The sequence below is a fragment of the Kitasatospora sp. NPDC029367 genome (genome assembly GCF_055569135.1).
This window is the reverse complement of record NZ_JBVHYH010000054.1, coordinates 1-20,894: the sequence shown is the minus strand read 5'-3', so window position 1 is coordinate 20,894 and position 20,894 is coordinate 1. Positions and strand designations below refer to the sequence as shown.

The following is a 20,894-nucleotide window of genomic DNA, read 5'->3' as shown; positions in this document are numbered from 1 at the left end:
AGCGTGCGATGAGCGGTGGGCCGGAACCGATCAGTGCCGAGGGGCTGCGTGCCGTGCAGGAGGAGTTGGCGCAGCTGCGGGCGGAGCGGGGGGAGGTGGCGGCGACCCTGCGCGGGGAGGATCCGGTGGGGGACCGCGCGGACGCGGCGGACGAGTTGCAGCGGGCTTCGGACGTGACGCGGCTGGACCGGCGGATCGCCGAGCTGGAGGGGCGGCTGCGGGAGGCCGAGGCGGCCGGGCCGCCGTCCACGGACGTGATCGGGGTGGGCTCGACGGTCACCGTGCGGTTCTCGGACGGCGAGGAGGAGACCGTCGAGATCTCCGAGCTGGCCGAGGAACGCGAGCTGACCCTGGTGACGTACGACAGCCCGCTCGGCAAGGCGCTGCTGGGCCGTCACGCCGGGGAGACGGTGAGCTACGAGACACCCGGCGGTGCGGCGAGCGCGGTCGTGCTGGCGGTGGGGGACGGCGGCTAGCCGGGGCTCAGGGCCCGTCCCGTTCGATCGGCCGCGCCGATCGGACGACTGGCACCACCTCTTTGACCTGCGACGATGCCGGACAGGACACTGGACGGGCGGCCCGCCGCCGCCGGATTCCCCGTCCGAGCGAACCCGTCCGAGGAGACCCCGCACGTGCGCACCGCCCGCTGGACACCGGCCGCGGCCGCCGTGGCGGTCGCCGCCTGGGGCGCGAACCAGTTCACCGCGCTGGCGAGCGTCTACCGGGTGCACACCGACTGGTCGCCGGTGTCGCTGGCCGCGATGTTCTCGGTGTACCTGGTCGGGCTGGTGCCCGGGCTGCTGCTGGGCGGCCCGGCCGCGGACCGGTACGGGCGCCGACGCACGGTGCGGGCCGGGCTCGCCCTGTCGGCGGCCGCCAGCGCGCTGTTGGCCCTGGCGGACGAGCCCACCGGGTACGTCGCCCGGCTGGCGACCGGCTTCGCGGCCGGGCTGGTGTTCCTGGCCGGGACGACCTGGCTACGGGAGCTCTCCGGCCCCGGGACGTCCCCGGTGGCCTCCGCGCGCCGCGCGATGTACGCCACCGGGATCGGCTTCTCGGCCGGTGCGCTGGCCTCCGGCGTCCTCTCGGAGTGGCTGCCCGATCCGACGGCCGTGCCCTGCCTCGCCCATGCCGCGGCCTGTCTGCTGGTCCTGCGGGCCACCGGCCGGCTCCCGGACACGGCCGCGGTGCGCCGCCCGGCCCGGCCCTCGGAACACCACCGCGCGGCGGTGCGGCACCCCCGGTTCCGCTACGTCGTGCTGCCCGCCAGCCCCGCCGTGCTGGGCGCCGCGACCGTCGGCTACGTGGTGCTGCCGCCGCTGGTCGCCCACCATCTGCCGGGCTACGCACCGCTGTTCAGCGGTCTGGTGGCGGCCCTGACGCTCGCCATGGGGGTGCTCGCCCAGCCCTTCGCGGCCCGGCTGGACGACGCGGGCAGCGCCCGGGCCACCCTCACCGCGATGGCGACGGTGATCGCCGGACTGCTGCTCGGCGCGCTGGCCGCCGACCGCGACTCGGTGGGACTGGTACTGGCCGCCGCGGTCGTGCTCGGCACCGGGTACGGGCTCACCCTCGGCGCGGGCCTGCACGAGGTGGAGCGGCTCACCGCCCCGAGCGCCGACGCCGGGCGCGGCCCCGCCGGACCGACCTCCGCCGCGCTCTACCAGAGCACCACCTCCAGCGGCTTCCTCACCCCGCTGCTGCTGGCCGGTACGGCCGGGCGCGCCTCCTACCCGGCGCTGCTGGTCGGCATGGCCGGGGTGGGCCTGCTCTGCCTGGCGGTCACCGGCGTCCACAGCCGCCGCCACCTGCCCGACCCCGGCAGCCCGCCCGGCCCGGAAACGCGCGAGGATTCATCCGTACAGACCTGACCGACCGCGCGGCCGACCCGCGACCCACCCGAGGAGCCGACGACCATGGGCCGAGTGACCGTACCCCGCAGGGTCCTGCGGCTGCGCAAGGGCGTGCCCTCGCACCGCCCCGACACCCTGGCCGCCGAGGAGCCGATGGAGATCCGGGTCGGCGGCCGTCCGCTGACGGTGACCATGCGCACCCCCGGCAGCGACTTCGACCTCGCGGCCGGCTTCCTGGTCAGCGAGGGCGTGCTGCACGCCGCCGACCACCTGGCCGGGATCCGCTACTGCGCCGGGGCCACCGCCGACGGCGGCAACACCTACAACGTGGTGGACGTGGCGCTCGCGGCCGGTGTGCCGGCCCCGGACGCCTCGCTGGAGCGCAACTTCTACACCACCTCCTCCTGCGGCCTGTGCGGCAAGGCCAGCCTGGACGCGGTGCGCACCACCGCGCCGTGGAGCGTCGCGGCGGACGGGCTGCGGATCACCCCCGCACTGCTGACCGCGCTGCCCGACCGGCTGCGCGCCGCCCAGAAGGTCTTCGACAGCACCGGCGGCCTGCACGCGGCCGGACTGTTCGACGCGCAGGGCCGGCTGCTCTGCCTGCGCGAGGACGTGGGGCGGCACAACGCGGTGGACAAGGTGGTCGGCCACGCGCTGCGCGAGGGCCTGCTGCCGGCCCGGGGCACGGTGCTGATGGTCAGCGGCCGGGCCTCCTTCGAGCTGGTGCAGAAGGCGGTGATGGCCGGCATCCCGGCGCTCGCCGCCGTCTCCGCGCCGTCCTCGCTGGCGGTGGACCTGGCCGAGGAGAGCGGGCTGACCCTGGTCGGCTTCCTGCGCGGCGACTCGATGAACGTGTACACCCGCACCGACCGGATCGACCTGACCGAGCCGGCCGACCTGACCGACCCGACCGGGCTCCCCGACGAAACCGAAACCGCCGACGAAACCGAGGCCGAGGCCGGGACCGCCGCCGAGGCCGAGTAGATGCTGTTCCGCCAGCTCGAGTACCTGGTCGCCCTCGCCCGCGAGCGGCACTTCGCCCGCGCCGCCCAGGCCTGCCAGGTCTCCCAGCCGGCGCTGTCCGAGGCGCTGCGCAAGCTGGAGGACGAACTGGGGGTGCTGCTGGTGCGGCGCGGCCGGGCGTACCAGGGCCTGACCCCCGAGGGCGAGCGGATCGTACGGTGGGCCCAGCGCATCCTGGCCGACCGGGACGCCCTGCGGGACGAGGTGGACGCGCTGCGCACCGGGCTGAGCGGACGGCTGCGGATCGGCTCGGTGCCGACCGCCTCGGGCGCCGTCCCGCTGCTCACCGGCCCGTTCTGCACCGCCCACCCACTGGCCGCCGTGGAGCTGACCACCGACCTGCCCGCCGACGAACTCCTGCGCCGGGTACGGAACTTCGAGATCGACGCGGGCCTCGGCTACCTCCCGGAGCAGGGCGCCGAGGGCGTGCGCAGCCTCCCGCTCTACGAGGAGCGGTACGTCCTGCTGACCGGCCCCGCCGACGGTCTCGCCGGGCGGCCGCACGCCACCTGGACGGAGGCCTCCCGGCTGCCGCTGTGCCTGCTGCACCCGGGCATGCAGGGCCGCCGGGTGCTGGACGGGGTGTTCGCGGGCCTCGGACTGGCACCGGCACCCCGGGTGGAGACCGACTCGGTGGGTTCGCTGTTCGCGCACGTGCGCACCGGCCACTGGGCGAGCGTGGTGCCGTACGCCTGGCTGCACGTCTTCGGGGTGCCGCCCGGGATGCGGGCCGTCCCGCTGGTGGAGCCGGTGCACAGCACGCCGATCGGGCTGCTGACCGCGGACCGGGAGCCGGGGTCGGTGATGGCCCGCGCCCTGCGGGAGGTGGCCCGGCGGACGGACCTGGCCGGGGTGCTGGGCGCCCTGCCGGACCCGTAGCGGTTCGACGCGCGGGGGCCGTAGCGGCTCGACGCGCGGGGGCCGACGGCCCGGCGTAGCGTCGAGCCGGGCCCGTGAGGCCCCCACCCGCGCGACGGAAGGCGACCACCGTGACCACCTCCGACGATGCCGTCGACGGCGCCCGCCCCGAGCCGGAGGAGGTCGGCCCCACCCCCGCCGCGCCGCCCCGCTACGCGCCGTACCACCACCCCGCCGCCGGCTGGGGCGCGGCGAAGAGCGTCACCCGCTTCCTGGCCCGCGAGGGGGCGTACCTGGACGGCCCGCGCGCGGTCATGCGGATGAACCACGAGAACACCGGCTTCGACTGCCCGGGCTGCGCCTGGCCGGACGACACCAAGGGCCTGCACCTGGACATCTGCGAGAACGGCATCAAGCACGTCACCTGGGAGATGACCCGCAAGCGGGTCGGCCGGGAGTTCTTCGCCGCGCACTCGGTGACCGAGCTGTCCGAGTGGAGCGACTTCGCCCTGGAGGACCAGGGCCGGCTCACCGAGCCGATGGTCTACGACCCGGAGACCGACCACTACGTGCCGATCGGCTGGAAGGACGCGTTCGCCCTGGCCGGCCGCACCCTGCGGGGGCTGGACGACCCGAACCGGGCGGCGTTCTACACCTCCGGACGGCTCGGCAACGAGGCGACCTTCCTGTACCAGCTGATGGCCCGCGAGCTGGGCACCAACAACCTCCCCGACTGCTCCAACATGTGCCACGAGGCCAGCGGACGGGCCCTCCAGGCGGCACTGGGCACCGGAAAGGGGACGGTCGACCTCAAGGACTGGGAGGTCACCGACGCGCTGTTCATCCTGGGCGTCAACGCGGCCTCCAACGCGCCCCGGATGCTCACCTCGCTCGCCGAGGCCTTCAAGCGCGGCGCGCAGATCGTGCACGTCAACCCGCTGGTCGAGGCGGCGGCGACCCGGACGATCATCCCGCACGACTTCACCGACATGGCGCTGAACCGGGCGACCCGCACCAGCACGCTCAACCTCCAGCCGCGGATCGGCGGCGACATGGCGCTGCTGCGCGGCATGGCGAAGGCGCTCCTGGAGCAGTCGGCGGCCGACGACGGGGCGTTGGACCGGCTGTTCATCGAGCGGCACACCAGCGGGTTCGCGGACTACCGGCGCGTCTGCGAGGAGATGCCCTGGGCGGAGCTGGAGCGCCAGAGCGGGCTGGCCCGGGCGGAGATCCTCAAGGCGGCGCGGGTCTACCGCGAGGCGGACCGCTCGATCTTCAGCTGGTGCCTGGGCGTCACCCAGCACGAGCACGGGGTGGACACCGTGCGGGAGATCGTCAACCTGCTGCTGCTGCGCGGCAACCTGGGCCGGGAGGGGGCCGGGCCCTCGCCGGTGCGCGGGCACAGCAACGTCCAGGGCAACCGCACCTGCGGGATCGACCACCGGCCGTCCGACGCCTTCCTGGACCGGCTCGGCGCGGTCTGCCGGATCGACCCGCCGCGCGCCCACGGCCTGGACACGGTCGGGACGATCGAGGCGATGCGGCGCGGCGAGGTGACCGTCTTCGTCGGCATGGGCGGCAACTTCGCGCTCGCCGCCCCGGACTCCCCCTACACCTACCAGGCCCTGCGCGCCTGCGAGTTGACCGTCCAGGTGAGCACCAAGCTGAACCGCAGCCACCTGGTGCACGGCCGCCGGGCGCTGATCCTGCCGTGCCTGGGGCGGACCGAGAAGGACCACCAGCGCGCCGGGGTGCAGTCCACCTCGGTCGAGGACTCGATGAGCATGGTGCACCTGTCGGTCGGCATGAAGCGCCCGGCCTCGCCGCACCTGCTCTCCGAGCCCGCGATCGTCGCCGGGATGGCCCGCGCGGCCCTGCCGGACAGCCCCACCCCGTGGGAGTGGTACATCGAGGACTACGACCGGATCCGCGACACCATGGCCGAAGTGCTGGACGGCTTCGAGGACTTCAACCGCCGGGTGCGGCTGCCGCTGGGCTTCCGGATCAAGCAGCCCGCCCGCGAGCTGGTCTTCCTCACCCCCTCCGGCAAGGCCGAGTTCTCCGCCGCCGCGCTGCCCGACGTCGTCCCCGCGCCGGGCACCCTGGCGCTCGGCACGATGCGCTCGCACGACCAGTGGAACACCACCATCTACTCGGACAACGACCGCTACCGGGGCGTGAAGAACCTGCGCACCCTGGTCTTCCTCAACCCGGACGACATGCGCGAGCGCGGCATCGCCGAGTTCGACCCGGTGGACATCACCAGCACCGCCCGGGACGGCTCCACCCGCTCGGTGCACGGCTACCTGGCCGTCCCGTACGACATCCCGCGCGGCTGCGCGGCCGGCTACATGCCGGAGCTGAACGTGCTGTGCGCGATCGGCGACCACAGCACCCAGAGCGACCAGCCGATCATGAAGCACCTCAAGGTGACCGTCACCAGGGCCTGACCGTCACCAGGCCCGAGGAGTGGCTACTCCGAGGGCTGGGGCGTCCAGCGGTGCAGGCCCTTGCGGTCGTAGTAGCGGGTCATCCCGAAGCCGAAGGCCAGGGCCAGCGCCGCCCCGACAGCGATCATGACCCAGCCGCGGGCCAGCCCGGCGTCCGAGCGGGCGTCGAAGAAGAGGATCGCCCGGATGCCGTCGCTCAGCTGCCGCATCGGCTCGAAGACCGCCAGGAAGCGGTAGAAGCCGGGCACCGCCTGGAGCGGGACGGTCGCCCCGGAGGACGGCAGGGCGAGCGCGATGAACACGAACATGGACACCAGCTGCCCGATCCCGCCGAACGCGGCGTTGATCGCCTGCACGCCGAGGCCGACGGCCAGGCTGGCGCAGTAGGCGAACACCCAGAGCAGCGCCTGGTGCGGGGCGTCCATGCCGAGGATCCCGACCGCGCAGAGCAGCACCAGGGAGGTGGTGACCAGCATGATCCCGGCGGTCATCAGCATCTTGAGCAGCAGGGTCTGGGTGCGGCTGATCGGGACGGTCGGGCGGCGGGTGTGCCAGGGGCCGATCTCGCTGTCGCTGTAGCCGAGCGCGGTGTCGACGCCGTTGTGGATGATGTTGCCGCCGATGAAGCCGGTCAGCACGGCGAGCAGGGTGAAGTAGAAGGCGCTCAGCCCGAGGCCGCTGTGGCTGCCGATCGGGTGGCCGACCACGGTGGTGACGGCGAACGGGTCGGCGAGCAGCAGCCGAGCGGTGGCGCCGGTGTCCGGGCCCTGGGTGCCCGGGCCGCCCTGGGCCGGTACGGCGGCCAGCAGCCGCTGCCCGGCCGCGACCGAGGCCTGGTGGGCGGCGTTCTGGGCGATCTGGGCGGCGATCGAGGAGCCGAGGCTGCCCAGGCCGGGGTTGGTGAGGACGGTGAGGGTGGGCCGGTGGGTGGCCCCGCCGGTGGCGAGCGCGGTGACGGTGGCGGTGAAGTCGGCGGGGACGAGCAGCACGCCGTAGACCTTGCCGGCGGCGAGCAGGTCGCGGGCGCCCGCGTCGTCGGTCTGGCGCCAGTGGACGGTGTCGTCCGGGGTCCCGGCCACCACGGCGCGGGCCAGCTGGGTGCCGAGGTTGACCGGCTGGCCGGGCGGGGGCGGGGCCTGGTCGGCGTTCACCAGGGCGATCGGCAGCCGGTGCAGGTGACCGCTCGGGTTGACGATGCCGCCCAGGTAGAGCAGCGAGAGCAGTGCGGCCACCAGGGCGCACAGCACACCGGGGAAGAGCCAGAGCTTCGGGCGCCGGGCGAGCGCCAGCGCCCTCGCTCGCCGGGGAGCCCCCGGAGGTCCTGCGGTCTGGGAGCCTGCGGTCGCCATGCCACCCCTCAGCTGCGTGTGCGGGTACGGATCCGGCGGGAAGTCGTTCCGTCGTCACGTCGCGCCCAAACCCGCGTCACCCGGACGGCTGTCACGCCTCGCCAAAGGTAAAGGTTCTACCAAGTACGCAAGTATCGCGCTCTCGCCGGTCTATGCTTCTGGAGGTTTGAAGAAGGCACCTCGTTCGGTGAGGCTTCTTCACGGACACAGGCCACTGATCCGACGACGTCGAGAGACGCCCAGGGTTAGGACAGATCTTCCCGACCTAAGGGTTGATCCGAAGTGGCTTCCGGCCCGGGCGGGTCGGACACGCCGTGGAGTGCCAAAGCTCTGACGAGTTGGGGTGAACCGGTGGCCGTTCCGCGCGCCGGCGAACTCCTTGCCGCGTCGATGACACGCACCACGGGGTGCGCCGACCGGGAGGAGGCGAGAGACATGGATTGCAGTAGTCCGGGCCACAGTAGCCCCCGCCCCCGCCTGTCCTCGTACACCTCCGGCATGCGGTAACAACCTTCCCTGCGCGCACATCAGACGGTGCGTCAGCACTGCGTCCGACAACACGTCCGCACTGCTCACCCCCGCACGCGGCTTCGCCGTGCCCGCCCGCAGGACTTTCGCTGCTGCGCGCCCCCATCACCCCGCCTGTCCCGGGGTCCACGGGAGGAACGTCATGACCACCAACGCCACACTCAACTCCACAGTCCCGCAGCCGCGTTCGGCCGTGCTGGACGACGCCCACGTCGGCGACATCAAGGGTGCGCTCGGCACCATCCGGCTCGACGACGACGCGCCGCGCCACGGCCTGTCGGCGAGACTCAGGACCCTGCTGGCGATCGTCGGCCCCGGCCTGATCGTGATGGTCGGCGACAACGACGCGGGCGCCTTCTCCACCTACGGCCAGGCCGGCCAGAACTACGGCACCCAGCTGCTGTGGACACTGCTGATGCTGGTGCCCGTGCTCTACGTCAACCAGGAGATGGTGCTGCGCCTGGGCGCGGTCACCGGCGTCGGCCACGCCCGGCTGATCCTGGAGCGGTTCGGCAGGTTCTGGGGCGCGTTCAGCGTCATCGACCTCTTCCTGCTCAACGCCCTCACCCTGGTCACCGAGTTCATCGGCGTCACGCTCGCGGCCGGCTACCTGGGCCTGCCCAAGGCCGCCTCGGTGGTGCTGGCGGCGGCGATCATCATCGCCTCGGCCTTCACCGGCTCCTTCCAGCGCTTCGAGCGGGTCGCGGTGACCCTCTGCATCGGCTCGCTGCTGCTGGTGCCGATCTACTTCATGGTCCACCCGAAGACCTCGCAGCTGGCCCACGACTTCGTGGTACCGCAGATGCCGGGCGGCGCGGGCGAGTTGGCCGCGGTCATGCTGGTCATCATCTCGATCGTCGGCACCACCGTCGCCCCCCTGGCAGCTGTTCTTCCAGCAGTCGTACGTCATCGACAAGCGGATCACCCCGCGCTTCATGAAGTACGAGAAGGCCGACCTCTGGATCGGCATCGCGATCGTGATCATCGGCGCCGCCGCCATGATGGGCTTCACCGCCGCCGCCTTCGCCGGCACCGACGGCTTCGGCCAGTTCTCCGACGCCGGTGCCGTCGCCAAGGGCATCGAGGACAAGGCCGGCCACCTGGCGGGCGTGCTGTTCGCCATCGCCCTGCTGGACGCCTCGATCATCGGCGCCTTCGCCGTCTCGCTCTCCACCGCGTACGCCATCGGCGACGTCCTCGGCATCAAGCACTCCCTGCACCGCGGGGTCAAGGGCGCCAAGGGGTTCTACGGCGTCTACGCGGGCCTGGTGATCGCGGCGGCCGCCATCACCCTGCTGTCCACCGGGTACCTGCAGGGCCTGATGACCCAGTTCGTCCAGGTGCTGGCCGGGGTGCTGCTGCCCTCCGCCACCGTCTTCCTGCTGCTGCTCTGCAACGACAAGGCCGTGCTCGGCCCCTGGGTGAACGGTCCCAGGACCAACGCCTTCACCGCCGCCGTGGTCGGCGTCCTGGTCACCCTCTCGCTGATCCTCACCGCGGCCGTCGTCTGGCCGGAGATCAGCTCGGACGCGATCCTGCGGATCATGGCCGGCTGCGGGGTGGCGGGCGTCCTGGTCGCCGGATACTCCTTCCTCTCCGGCCGCCGCGGCACCAAGGAGGACCCCATCGACCGCACCGGCCGGGAGAACTGGCGGATGCCCCCGCTGGAGACCCTGGAGAAGCCGGTGATGTCCACCGTCCGCAAGATCGGCATGGGCGCCCTGCGGGCCTACCTGCTGGTCGCGATGGTGATGGTGATCGTCAAGATCGTGCAGACCGCGCTGAACCACTGACCTGAGCCACCCCACTGACCGGGCCCTCGCCTCCCCCTCTCCTCTCCCCTCTCACTTCGACCCGACGAAGGAGCATCCGCCATGGCCGTGCGCTACCGCAGGCTCGACGCCATCTTCTCGGACCACACCACCGCCACCCCCGCCCCGGCCCCGCGGCCCGTCCCCAGCCCGGACCCCGGCCTGGTGGTCGACCCGGAGCAGCGCACCGTCACCGTCGACGGCCAGCAACTCGACCTTCCCTACCTGGAGTTCGAGCTGCTCGCCCATCTGGTCGGCAACCCGCTGCGGGTGCACTCCCGCCGCCAGTTGATGGAGTCCGTCTGGGGCCGGCCCGACACCGGCGACACCCGCACCATCGCCACCCACATCGCCCGGATCCGCCGCAAGCTCGGCCCCGGCCACCGGGAGGCGATCGCCACCGTCCGCCAGATCGGCTACAAGTACGACCCCCGGCTGGTCCGCGCCGCCTGAGGCCGGCCCCGCCGCAGCACCGCCGACACCACCGGAGGAGGACACCGCATGACCAGAACCGCCCTGTTCCCCTGGACCGGCCGAGGTACGGCGCTCTGTGTCGCCATGCTCCTCCTGGCCCTCCAGGTCGCCGCCCTCGGCGTCGCCCCGACCCCGCTGCGCCTGTTCCTCTCCGGCGTGCTCATCGGCGGCTCCGCCGTCGGGCTGCTGCTCGCCCTGCTGCTGGCCCACAGCCGGCAGCGGGCGGGCCGGCCGCCCACCGGCCACGCCGATGCCCTCCCCGGGGAGGACGACGCCCAGTGGTTCAGCGCCCGCTCGCTGGAGGGCTTCCCGATGGAGCAGGTCCGCCCGCTCCTGCTCGGCCCCGACGCCCCCGGCCTCAACCGGCTCTACACCGCCTGGGTGTTCGCCACCCACGGGCACGACCCCCAGTGGATCGCCGACCACCTCGGCCTGCCCACCCCGACCGCCCGGCTGCTGGTCACCGCGGCCCGGCAGCAGACCCGATAGGAGGCCGCAGTGATCACGGCCCTCGACCACGTCCAGCTCTCCGCGCCGCCCGGCAGCGAGGCCCTGCTACGCGCCTTCCACGGCGACGTCCTGCCGATGGCCGAGATCCCCGAGCCCCAGCCACTGACCGGCCGCGGCGGCTGCTGGTTCGCCGCCGACGGCGGCCGGGTCCGGCGCTACCTCGGCCTCGAGCAGCGGGCCGCCTGAGCGGCGGGCCGGGCACGGGTTCATTTGCGTACGGACGTCAGAAGGGAGCAGACTGCCCGGGTTTGCGCGCCGGAGGTCCCCGCCATGTCCTTCCCGTCCGTCCCGAAGTCCGCCCCGGGCCCGTCCCGGAGCCCACTGCCGCCCCGGACGAGCCGCCTGGCCCGGGCGGGCTGGGCGGACGTGGTCGTGGCCGCCGCCGTCCTGGTCCTGCTCTACCTCGCCCTGCGGGTCGGACAGGGCACCACCGTACGGTTCTCCACCGCGCGCGACGCCGCCGTGGACACCGACCCGGCCCGGCTGCCCTACGACGCGGCGCGCTCGCTGCTGCGGATGTTCGCCGCGCTGGTCCTCTCGATCGGCTTCACCTTCGGCTACGCCTACGCCGCCGCCCGCAGCCGCCGGCTGGAACGGGTGCTGATCCCCGCGCTGGACATCCTCCAGTCGGTGCCGGTGCTCGCCTTCCTGACCGTGGCCGTCACCGGCTTCCTCGCCCTGTTCCCCGGCTCCGAACTCGGCCTGGAGTGCGCGGCCGTGTTCGCCATCTTCACGTCCCAGGCGTGGAACATGACCTTCGGCTTCTACCACTCGCTGGTCTCGCTGCCGCGCGAACTCGACGAGCTGTCCCGCTCCTTCCTGTTCAGCCGGTGGATGCGCTTCTGGAAGGTCGAACTTCCCTCCGGCATGATCGGCCTGGTCTGGAACGGCATGCTCAGCTTCGGCGGCGGCTGGTTCTTCCTGGTCGCCTCCGAGGCGATCAGCGTCGACAACCAGCGCTACGCCCTGCCCGGGGTCGGCTCCTACGCGGGCGCCGCCATCGCCGCCGGCGACCTCGGCCGGGTCGGCTGGGCGATCGCCACCATGGCCGTCCTGGTCCTCGGCGTGAACTTCCTGTTCTGGCGGCCGCTCACCGCCTGGGCCGAACGCTTCAAGAACGAGCAGTCCGAGGCCACCGAGGTGCAGCGCTCCGTCGTACTCGCCCTGCTGCGCCGCTCCCGGCTGCCCGGCCTGCTCGGCCGGGTGCTGCGCCCGCTCGGCCGGGCCCTGAACCGGGCCGGACGGGTCTTCGGCACCGACGACCGGCCGCTCGCCGTCAGCCGCGCCCGGCAGCGCACCGGCGACCTCCTGTTCGCCGTCGTCTCCGGCGGCATCGTGCTCTGGGGCCTGGTCGACCTCGGCCGCCACCTCGCCGGAACCACCGGCCTCGGCGTCTTCGGCGAACCCCTGCTGCTCGGCCTCGCCACCCTGGCCCGGGTCGTGGTGCTGGTCGCGGTCGCCACCGTCGTCTGGGTGCCGATCGGCGTGCGGATCGGCTTCTCCCCCCGGCTGACCAGGATCGCCCAGCCCCTGGTCCAGGTGCTCGCCAGCTTCCCCGCCAACTTCCTGTTCCCGCTGGTGGTCTGGCTGCTGCTGCGCACCGGCCTGTCGATCGACCTCGGCGGCGTGCTGCTGATGGCCCTCGGCGCCCAGTGGTACATCCTGTTCAACGCCATCGCCGGTGCCATGGCCATCCCCAGCGACCTGCGCGAGGCCATGGACAACCTCGGCGTGCGCGGCCTCCAGCGCTGGCGGCGGCTGATCGCCCCCGGGATCTTCCCGGCGTACGTCACCGGCGGCATCACCGCCTCCGGCGGCGCCTGGAACGCCTCCATCGTCTCCGAGGTGGTCGCCTTCGGCGGCACCACCCTCACCGCCACCGGCCTCGGCGCGTACATCGCCCGCGCCACCGAACGCGGCGACCACCCGCACCTGCTCGCCGGGGTCGCGGTGATGAGCCTGTACGTCGTCGCCCTCAACCGCCTGGTCTGGCGCCGGTTGTACCGGCTGGCCGAACGCCGCTACTCGCTCCAGTGAGGTTCCCCCCGATGCGCTTCCCGTTCTCCTCCCGCCCCGCCCCCGCCGTCGCCCCCGCTGTCGCCCAGCCCGCCGTGGCCCAGCCCGCCGTGGCGGACGGCGCGATCCTGCTGGAGACCGTCGGCCTCACCAAGTCCTACGCCGGCGCCGACGGCGAACTCCCGGTGCTCTCCGGGATCGACCTCACCGTCCGGGCCGGCGAGATCGTCGCCCTGCTCGGCCGCTCCGGCTCCGGCAAGTCCACCCTGCTGCGCTGCCTGGCCGGCCTGCTGCCGCCCAGCTCCGGCACCGTCCGCTACCGCGGCACCCCCCTCACCGGCGCCAACCCCGGCACCGCACTCGTCTTCCAGACCTTCGCCCTGCTGCCCTGGCTGACCGTCCGGCAGAACGTCGAACTCGGCCTGGAGGCCCGCGGGGTGCCCCCGCGCGAGCGCGCCCGGGCCGCCGACCAGGCCATCGACCTGATCGGCCTGACCGGCTTCGAGAACGCCTACCCCAAGGAGCTCTCCGGCGGCATGCGCCAACGCGTCGGCTTCGCCCGGGCGCTGGTCGTCGAACCCGACGTGCTGATGATGGACGAACCGTTCTCCGCGCTCGACGTGCTCACCGCCGAGAACCTGCGCGGCGAACTCATGGAACTGTGGGACTCCGGCCAGTTCCCCACCCGCGCCGTCGTCCTGGTCACCCACAACATCGAGGAGGCGGTGCTGATGGCCGACCGTGTCGTCGTCCTCGGCTCCCGCCCGTACGGCACCATCCGGGAGACCGTCGAGGTCGACCTGGAACGGCCGCGCGACCGCGACTCCGCCGCCTTCGACGAACTCGTCGACCGGGTGTACCGGATCATGACCGGCCGGCCCAAGGACCCCCGGGCCGTTGGCCGGCCCGAACCCGGCCGTACCGAGCCGGGCCTTACCGGACCGGACGGCCCAGGCTCGGACGGCCCCGACCCGGACCGCCCTGACCGCCGGACCGTCGCCAACACCCCGCTGCCCAGCGCCGGCGTGGACGGCCTCTCCGGCCTCGCCGAGATGATCGCCCACCGCGCCGGCCGCTGCGACCTCGCCGACCTCGCCGACCAACTCGGCCTCGACATCGACGACATGCTCCCCCAGGTCGACGCCCTCGACCTGCTCGGCTTCGCCGAGATCCACGGCGACGACCTCCTGCTCACCGAGGACGGCACCGCCTTCGCCCGCGCCGACGTCCAGGATTCCCGCGCCCTCTTCGCCGGCGCCGCCCTCGACGTCCCCCTGGTCAAGCTGATCGCCAACAGCCTCGGCGGCGAACCCGGCGCCACCGTCCGCGCCGGCTTCTTCCGCGACCTCCTCGCCCACCACTACACCAGCGAACAGGTCGACCGGCAGCTGGAGACCGCCACCGACTGGGGCCGCTACGCGGGCCTGTTCGGCTACGACGCGGCCCGGCAGGAATACCGGTCGGAGGAGGCGTAGGGCGGGGACAATGCCGTGGAACTCCCTTACGCCGACCGGACGGAGCACACCGTGACACTGATCAGGCGTCACTTCCTGGGCGCGGCAGGTGCGGCAGGCGCGGTCGGCGCGGTGGGGCTCGCGCCGTACCCGGCGCCGGTCGCGGCCGCCGCTGCGCCGCAGGACCACGAGCACTTCATGGCGGCGGCGATCGAGGAGGGGCGCAGGAACCAGCGCTACCCCTTCGGGGCGGTGATCGTCCGCTCGGGCCGGGTGGTGGCCCGGGGCACCGCCTCAGCGGACACCCCGACCCAGCACGGCGAGATGGTCGCCATCGACGACTACGGGCAGCCCTACGGCAGCCCCGAATGGGGCGGCACCGCCCTGTACACCACCGCCGAGCCCTGCCCGATGTGCATGAGCGCCTGCGCCTGGGCCGGGATCGGGCAGGTCGTCTGGGCGACCTCGATCGAGGGGCTGCGCCGCACCGGCCTCGACCAGATCGACCTGTCCGCCGTCGCCGTGGCCAAGGCCGCCGGGTCCTTCTACGATCCGCAGCTGCTGCTCGGCGGGGTGCTCGCCGCCGAGACCGACGAACTGTTCCACCGCGCCCAGGTCATCCGCAACGGCGGCGGCGAGGACGGGTCGTAGGGCGGTTCGTAGGACGGGAAGGGCCCCGGCTCAGCCCGTCGGGCCGGTCGCCGGGCGGCGGCGCACCCCCCGAACGGCGCGGGCGGCGCGGGCGGCCCGGTCGAAGGGCTGCTCCGCCGTGTCGGCGGCCGGGGCCGCGCCACCGTCACCACCGCCGCCGTCACCGCCGCTGCGGTCCGGCAGGTCGTTGGCGATCACGGCGGCCTCGGTCAGCAGCCCACGCACCTCGGTGGCGCGGTAGAAGATCCGCGTCCCCTCCCGGCGGGCCACCACCAGCCCCGCCGCCCGCAGCTTCGCCAAGTGCTGCGAGGTGGCCGCCACGTGCGCACCCAACAGCTCGGCCAGCTCGCTGACCGGCAGCTCCCGGCGGCTCAACGCCCACAGCAGCCGGTACCGCGACGGATCGGCCACCGCCTTCAGCACCGCCACCGCCCGCTCGGCCGCATCCGCGTCCCAGGCCTCGTCCTTCGCACCACCCATACGGCGATCGTACCGACGCCCGCCCCACCCCCAACCCCCACCGCCCTCGCACCAAAAGTCGCCCCCGCCGACTTCCCGCGCCCACCCCACCGGCCCCCGACCCCAGACGTCGCCCCCGCCGACCTCCCACGCCCAACGGCAGGAAGACCCGCCCCAGCAGCCAGCCCGGGCGGCCCTCCGGCCCCGCCGGGCCAACCCGGCCGCGCACCAGAAGTCGGGCCCGCCGACTTTTTGTGCCCACCCAACCGGCCCCCGACCTCAGAAGTCGGGCCCGCCGACCTCCCACGCCCAACGGCCGAGAACCCCCGTCAGAGGCCGGCCCGACCTTCTGCGCCCGGGCCCCGCACTGGAAGTCGGGCCTGCCGACTTTGTGTGGGCTACTCCGGGCGGGTTCCGTTCAGGTAGGCGAGTACGGCCAGGACGCGGCGGTTGTCGTCGTCGGAGGCGCCGAGGCCGAGCTTGGCGAAGATGTTGGAGGTGTGCTTGCTGACCGCGCCCTCGCTGAAGTGGAGCCGCTGGGCGATCGCGGCGTTGGAGCGGCCCTCGGCCATCATCGCGAGCACGTCGCGTTCGCGCGGGGTCAGCATCGCGAGCGGCTCGTCGTAGGCGTTGCGGGCCAGTAGGCGGGTGATGACCTGGGGGTCCATGACGGTGCCGCCGGCCGCGACGGTGTGGACGGCGTCCACGAACTGGTCGGCCTTGGAGACCCGGTCCTTGAGCAGGTAGCCGACGCCGCCCGCGCCGTCGGCGATCAGCTCCCGGGCGTAGAGCTGCTCGACGTGCTGGGAGAGCACCAGCACCGGCAGTCCGGGCTGTTCGCGGCGGGCCGCCAGCGCGGCCTGGAGGCCCTCGTCGGAGTAGGTGGGGGGCAGCCGGACGTCGACCACGGCGATGTCGGGGCGGTGCTCGGCCAGCGCGGCGGACAGTTCCGGCCCGCTCTCCACGGCGGCGACGATGTCGTGGCCGTGGGCGCTCAGCAGGAGTTCGAGTCCGTCCCTCAGCAGGACGAGGTCCTCGGCGAGGACAACACGCACGGCAGCTCCATGATCAGCCTGGTCGGGCCCCCCGGGGGGCTGGTCAGCGTGAGCGTACCGTCGAACACCGCCAGCCTGCGCTGGATGCCCCGCAGGCCGCTGCCGCCCTCCGGGTCGGCGCCGCCCCGGCCGTCGTCGGCGACCTCGGCGCGCAGCAGTCCGGCGGCGTGGGTGAGTTCCACCGTGGCGTGCCGGGCGTCGCCGTGCTTGACCGCGTTGGTGAGCGCCTCGCTGACCGCGAAGTACACCGCCGACTCCACCGGCGCCTCGGCCCGGCCGGGCAGTTCGGCCCGGACCTCGACCTTCAACGGCACGTCCAGCGCGAGCGCCCGGATCCCTTCGGCGAGGCCGCGCTCGGCGAGCACCGGCGGGTGGATGCCGCGCACCAGGTCGCGCAGCTCCTGCAGGGCCTGGGTGACGTTCTCCTGAGCGTCCGTCACCACCTGCTTCGCCTTCTCCGGGTCCCGGTCGATCAGTGGTACCACCGCGCCGAGCCGCAGGCTGACGGCGACCAGCCGAGCCTGGGCGCCGTCGTGCAGGTCCCGTTCGATCCGGCGCAGCTCGGCGGCCTGGGCCTCGGTGGCGTCCAGCCGGATCTCGGTGAGCTGCTCGACCCGATGGGCCAGCCGGGAGCGCTCGGTGGGGCCGAGCAGGGAGCGGGTCCACCGGCCGTGCAGGTGCAGCGCGGGCCCGGCGAGGGCGAGACCGGCGGGCACCAGGACCAGGCCGAGCAGCGGTCCGAGCAGCCCGGGCAGCGGCAACAGGCCGTAGCCGGGGCCGGGTTCGGGCAGTACGGGCTGCGCCAGCCCGTACAGGCCGTAGCCGGTCAGCAGGACGGGCGTGGCCGCGATGCCGCCGCCGATCAGCGGGTCGACCAGCAGCCAGCCGGCGTCCCGCCAGGTCGCCGGGTCGTTCCAGAGCCAGCGGAGCTTGAGCGCGAAGCCCGCGAACCAGCGGTTCTTGTGGTAGTCGTGGCCGGTCCAGAACCAGCCGTGCAGGGTGCGTTCCAGCGCCGGGCGCGGCACGTACGGCACCGGTACGGGCACCTGCGACCAGTGGCCGGAGGCCCAGCGGGCGGCGGTGGCGGCGGAGCGGACCACCCGGGTCGTCACCGGGAACAGCGGGACCATCCCGACACCGACCCAGAGCAGGAACGAGACCAGGAAGAGCACGGCCAGCACGGCGCCGACCGGGATCAGCAGGGTGAAGACGGCGAGGCGGCCGAGCGCCCGGAGGGCGGTGCGCAGCGCCTCGGCGCCTCGGGACTGCGGGGTGCTCACGGGGTGGGCCTCCGGTCGGCTCGACGGTTCTGTGCTGTGCCCTGCGGTGCTGTGCTGTGCTGTGCTGTGTTGTGCCCTGCGGTGTTGTGCCCTGCTGTGCTGTGCCCTGCTGTGCTGTGCTGTGCTGTGCTGGACGATCATGATGGCAGCCCGGCAACCGGCCCGGCTCACCCGCCGGTTGCCCGCTCGGCCGCCTGCTTGGCCCGGATCAGCCGGTACACCCCCACGAAGCACCCCGTCCCCAGCAGGATGAACCCCGACGCGACCGGCACCTGCCAGGCGGGCGGCAGGTACAGGGCCAGGAACCAGCTCCGATCGGCCGGCGCGAGCAGCGACATGGCCAGCGCCACCCCGCCCTGCGGGGCCGTGCTCAGCACCCCGGCCGTCACCAGCAGCCCGGCGGCCGCGGTTCGACGGCGGGAGAGGCGGTCCAGCAGGTCCTGCTCCTCCGGTGAGCGGTCCGCGGATCCGGCCGCCCGACGGACGCCCTTGCGCATCACGTCCAGCAGTTCCGGCCCGCGCGTCTCCAGCCGGCGCCGGGCCGCCCGGCCCAGCCACCAGGCGTACAGCAGCCCGGTGGCCAGGCCGACCGCCGTCCCGCCCCAGCGCAGCGGCGCGCTGTGCAGCAGTGTCCCGGCCAGCACCACGCCGGTGGCCGGCAGCGCGGCGAACAGCTGGAGCAGCAGGACCGCGAGGCTCTGCATCCGGACCTGGTCGCCGCTCTCGTCGCTGAACCCGTCCAGCGGGTTGCCGCCCGGCCGGTCCGGGAACGGCGCCGGGCCGAGCAGCGACATCAGCGGCACCAGCCCGGCCCCCGCACCGAGCACGGCCGGCAGGGCGGCCAGCAGCCAGGGCCAGGCCCAGCCGTTCGGGGCGGCGACCGTCCCGGCGACGCTGAGCAGCAGCGCGGCCGGGCCGACCAGTAGCAGCCAGGCCGACTGCCGGGCCCGGACGTCGATCCGCTCCGCGCCGGGGGCGACCAGGGTCAGCCAGAGGGCGCCGGCGTCCAGCCCGTACAGGCTGGAGCCGAGCGCGCCGGCGTACAGCGCCAGGACCACGCCCATCCACGGCAGTACGGTCGGGAAGCCGCCGAGCACCGGCAGCAGGCCGGTGAACAGGCCGGTCCACAGGGCGATCCGCAGGAAGCGGGCCCGGCGTGGGTCGCGCACCCACAGGCGCAGCTCCTTGCCGAGGACGGCGGCCCCGGGGGTGTCCGGGAGGAGCCGCGGGCGGCCGCGCCGACGGACCGCGGGCCGTCCGCCGCCCACCGTACCGCGCACCAACTGCCGGGCCAGCAGGGCCGTCCAGGCGGCGAACAGCAGCCCGCACAGGGCGAGCAGTCCGCCCAGGCAGGCGCCGACCAGGGACCAGTCGGAGCGCCGGGCGGCGTCCACGGCGACCACCGACCAGCCGGAGGGCAGAACGCGCACCAGCGTGCCGACGGTCGGGGCCCAGTGGCCGGCCAGCAGGTCGAGGAAGAAGGCGATCCCGAACCAGCCGGTGTTCAGGAACCCGCACACCAGGCCGACCAGCAGCGCCGACAGCTCCCAGCCCAGCCGCGACCGGGCCACCCTGCCCAGGCCCTGCACGCCGAGCTTGGCGAGCACCACCACGAACAGCAGCTGGAGCAGCATGGCGGGCACGGCCACCAGCGCGGGCAGCAGCCCCAGCCCGGCACCGAACACCACCAGCACGGCGAAGGCGACCAGGGCGACCACCGGGGTGACGCCGACGAACGAGGCGGCCAGCAGGCCCAAGGCCAGCCGGCGCGGGGGCTGGGGCACCAGCGCGAAGTACGACAGCCGCAGGGTCGGGTCCCCGCCGGTGAGGGTCGGCCCGACCGCCCAGCCGACCGTCCAGACCAGCAGCACCAGGGCGATCGTGCCCACCCCGGCCTCCGGCACCGGGAAGTCCACCAGGCCCAGCAGCGCCGTGCCCACCGCCGCCAGGGCGCCGCACACCCCGCCCGCGATCAGGCTCGCGGCCCGCGGGCCGGACATCGACCGCCGCAGCACGGCCAGCTTCATCCCGGTCAGCACGACGGCGGGGTTCGGCACACCTGCGGGGTCGAGCACACCCCCGGGATCCAGGACACCCCCGGACCTCATGACGCCAGCCACGACAGCCCCTCCTCCCCACCGGTCCGGCCACCGACCAGCTCGACGAAGACGTCCTCCAGCCCCCGCCCGGCCCGCACCTCCGCCACCGGCCCGGCCGCCAGCACCCGGCCCCCGGCGATCACCCCGACGTGGTCGCAGAGCTGCTCCACCAGCGCCATCACATGGCTGGAGAACACCACCGACCCGCCCGAGGCGACGAAGCGCCGCAGGATCGCCCGGATCGTCGCCGCCGACACCGGGTCGACCGCCTCGAAGGGCTCGTCCAGCACCAGCAGCCGCGGCGCGTGCAGCAGCGCCGTCGCCAGGCCGATCTTCTTGCGCATCCCGGTCGAGTAGTCGATCACCGGGGTGTCCCCGGCCCCGTCCAGCTCCAGCACGGCCAGCAGCTCCGCCGCCCGCGCGTCCACCGTCGCACCCGGCAGCCCGCGCAACCGCCCCAGGTAGTACAGCAGTTCGGGACCGCTCAGCCGCTCCGGCAGCATCATCCCGTCCGGCAGCACCCCCACCAGCGCCTTGGCCCGCACCGGGTCGCTCCACACGTCGACCCCGAGGATCGCCGAACTCCCGGCGTCCGGCCGCAGCAGCCCGACCGCCATCGACAGCGCGGTGGTCTTCCCCGCCCCGTTCGGCCCGACCAGCCCGTAGAACGAGCCGCTCGGCACCACCAGGTCCACCCCGTCCACGGCGACGTGCGCCCCGAACCGCTTCCGCAGCCCCGACAGCCGCAGCGCCGGCTGCACCGATCCCCGCACGGTGTCCTCCCCCGTCTCACCACCACCCGCCCCGGAGGCGGCTCGTGATCGAATCTAGGGACACCGGGCCGGCCGCAGAATCCACCTGCACCCCACACCGGGGTGGGCCTGGCCCCACCCCCACCCGGCAGACGAAAGGGCGGTGGGGAGCCGCCCCTCCCCCGCGGAGGGGGGGCGACCAAAGGCAATCCCAACACCCCCCCCCCCCCACAAAACCGCGCCCCACCCCCTCCCCCCCCCCGTTTTAG

Annotated in this window: 16 protein-coding genes, 2 pseudogenes and 1 riboswitch; of the genes and pseudogenes, 12 read left to right on the top strand and 6 right to left on the bottom strand. The window is 73.9% G+C overall.

The window, feature by feature from the left end:
• The first annotated feature begins 8 nt into the window (after positions 1-8).
• From ACZ4W5_RS26010 to ACZ4W5_RS25990, 5 genes are all read left to right on the top strand, one after another.
• Positions 9-476: a GreA/GreB family elongation factor gene (locus ACZ4W5_RS26010; RefSeq protein ID WP_360241865.1), complete on the top strand. Its 468-nt coding sequence runs from the start codon at positions 9-11 to the stop codon at positions 474-476.
• Positions 477-551: 75 nt separating this feature from the next.
• On the top strand, positions 552-1,871 hold the full coding sequence (locus ACZ4W5_RS26005) for an MFS transporter (protein ID WP_360241862.1): 1,320 nt from the start codon (positions 552-554) through the stop codon (positions 1,869-1,871).
• 45 nt (positions 1,872-1,916) lie between these two features.
• Entirely contained in the window at positions 1,917-2,840 is a 924-nt protein-coding gene (gene fdhD, locus ACZ4W5_RS26000; protein WP_465657216.1) for a formate dehydrogenase accessory sulfurtransferase FdhD, read from the top strand.
• Entirely contained in the window at positions 2,841-3,758 is a 918-nt protein-coding gene (locus ACZ4W5_RS25995; protein ID WP_465657214.1) for a LysR family transcriptional regulator, read from the top strand.
• 110 nt (positions 3,759-3,868) lie between these two features.
• A complete protein-coding gene (locus ACZ4W5_RS25990) occupies positions 3,869-6,187 on the top strand; it encodes an FdhF/YdeP family oxidoreductase (protein WP_465657213.1) in 2,319 nt (772 codons plus the stop codon).
• 23 nt (positions 6,188-6,210) lie between these two features.
• Here ACZ4W5_RS25990 and ACZ4W5_RS25985 read toward each other — a convergent pair whose 3' ends face one another.
• A complete protein-coding gene (locus ACZ4W5_RS25985; protein ID WP_360241850.1) occupies positions 6,211-7,536 on the bottom strand; it encodes a YhgE/Pip domain-containing protein in 1,326 nt (441 codons plus the stop codon).
• Positions 7,537-7,708: 172 nt separating this feature from the next.
• Positions 7,709-7,886, top strand: a riboswitch (M-box (ykoK) riboswitch).
• Between the two features lie 320 nt (positions 7,887-8,206).
• On the opposite strand from ACZ4W5_RS25985, the pseudogene ACZ4W5_RS25980 reads away from it, so the two are divergent.
• The 7 genes and pseudogenes from ACZ4W5_RS25980 (at position 8,207) to ACZ4W5_RS25950 (ending at position 14,980) form a co-directional block, all read left to right on the top strand.
• Positions 8,207-9,857: pseudogene (locus tag ACZ4W5_RS25980) on the top strand (NRAMP family divalent metal transporter).
• A gap of 81 nt (positions 9,858-9,938) precedes the next feature.
• Complete coding sequence (locus ACZ4W5_RS25975; protein WP_465657211.1) at positions 9,939-10,328, top strand: winged helix-turn-helix domain-containing protein; 390 nt, start codon at positions 9,939-9,941, stop codon at positions 10,326-10,328.
• A gap of 48 nt (positions 10,329-10,376) precedes the next feature.
• Positions 10,377-10,838 (top strand): hypothetical protein, encoded by a 462-nt coding sequence (locus tag ACZ4W5_RS25970; RefSeq protein ID WP_465657209.1) that lies wholly within the window; start codon positions 10,377-10,379, stop codon positions 10,836-10,838.
• Between the two features lie 9 nt (positions 10,839-10,847).
• Positions 10,848-11,030, top strand: a pseudogene (locus ACZ4W5_RS25965) (VOC family protein); the annotation flags it as partial.
• A 99-nt stretch (positions 11,031-11,129) separates the two neighbouring features.
• On the top strand, positions 11,130-12,896 hold the full coding sequence (locus ACZ4W5_RS25960) for an ABC transporter permease (protein WP_465657207.1): 1,767 nt from the start codon (positions 11,130-11,132) through the stop codon (positions 12,894-12,896).
• Between the two features lie 11 nt (positions 12,897-12,907).
• Positions 12,908-14,350 carry an ABC transporter ATP-binding protein gene (locus tag ACZ4W5_RS25955; protein WP_465657206.1) on the top strand — a complete coding sequence of 481 codons (1,443 nt, stop codon included), beginning with the start codon at positions 12,908-12,910 and terminating at the stop codon, positions 14,348-14,350.
• Positions 14,351-14,401: 51 nt separating this feature from the next.
• Positions 14,402-14,980, top strand: a complete 579-nt coding sequence (locus ACZ4W5_RS25950; RefSeq protein ID WP_465657205.1) for a nucleoside deaminase — start codon at positions 14,402-14,404, stop codon at positions 14,978-14,980.
• Between the two features lie 30 nt (positions 14,981-15,010).
• Here ACZ4W5_RS25950 and ACZ4W5_RS25945 read toward each other — a convergent pair whose 3' ends face one another.
• The 5 genes from ACZ4W5_RS25945 to ACZ4W5_RS25925 all read right to left on the bottom strand — a co-directional run bounded on the left by ACZ4W5_RS25945 (position 15,011) and on the right by ACZ4W5_RS25925 (position 20,646).
• A complete protein-coding gene (locus ACZ4W5_RS25945) occupies positions 15,011-15,460 on the bottom strand; it encodes an ArsR/SmtB family transcription factor (protein ID WP_465657203.1) in 450 nt (149 codons plus the stop codon).
• Between the two features lie 377 nt (positions 15,461-15,837).
• Positions 15,838-16,494 (bottom strand): response regulator transcription factor, encoded by a 657-nt coding sequence (locus ACZ4W5_RS25940; RefSeq protein ID WP_360241833.1) that lies wholly within the window; start codon positions 16,492-16,494, stop codon positions 15,838-15,840.
• Positions 16,458-17,774: a sensor histidine kinase gene (locus tag ACZ4W5_RS25935; RefSeq protein ID WP_360241830.1), complete on the bottom strand. Its 1,317-nt coding sequence runs from the start codon at positions 17,772-17,774 to the stop codon at positions 16,458-16,460. The genes ACZ4W5_RS25940 and ACZ4W5_RS25935 overlap by 37 nt, the downstream gene beginning before the upstream one ends.
• 167 nt (positions 17,775-17,941) lie before the next feature.
• Positions 17,942-19,849: a hypothetical protein gene (locus ACZ4W5_RS25930; protein WP_465657202.1), complete on the bottom strand. Its 1,908-nt coding sequence runs from the start codon at positions 19,847-19,849 to the stop codon at positions 17,942-17,944.
• 29 nt (positions 19,850-19,878) lie between these two features.
• Positions 19,879-20,646, bottom strand: a complete 768-nt coding sequence (locus tag ACZ4W5_RS25925) for an ABC transporter ATP-binding protein (protein WP_465657201.1) — start codon at positions 20,644-20,646, stop codon at positions 19,879-19,881.
• Positions 20,647-20,894: the final 248 nt, after the last annotated feature.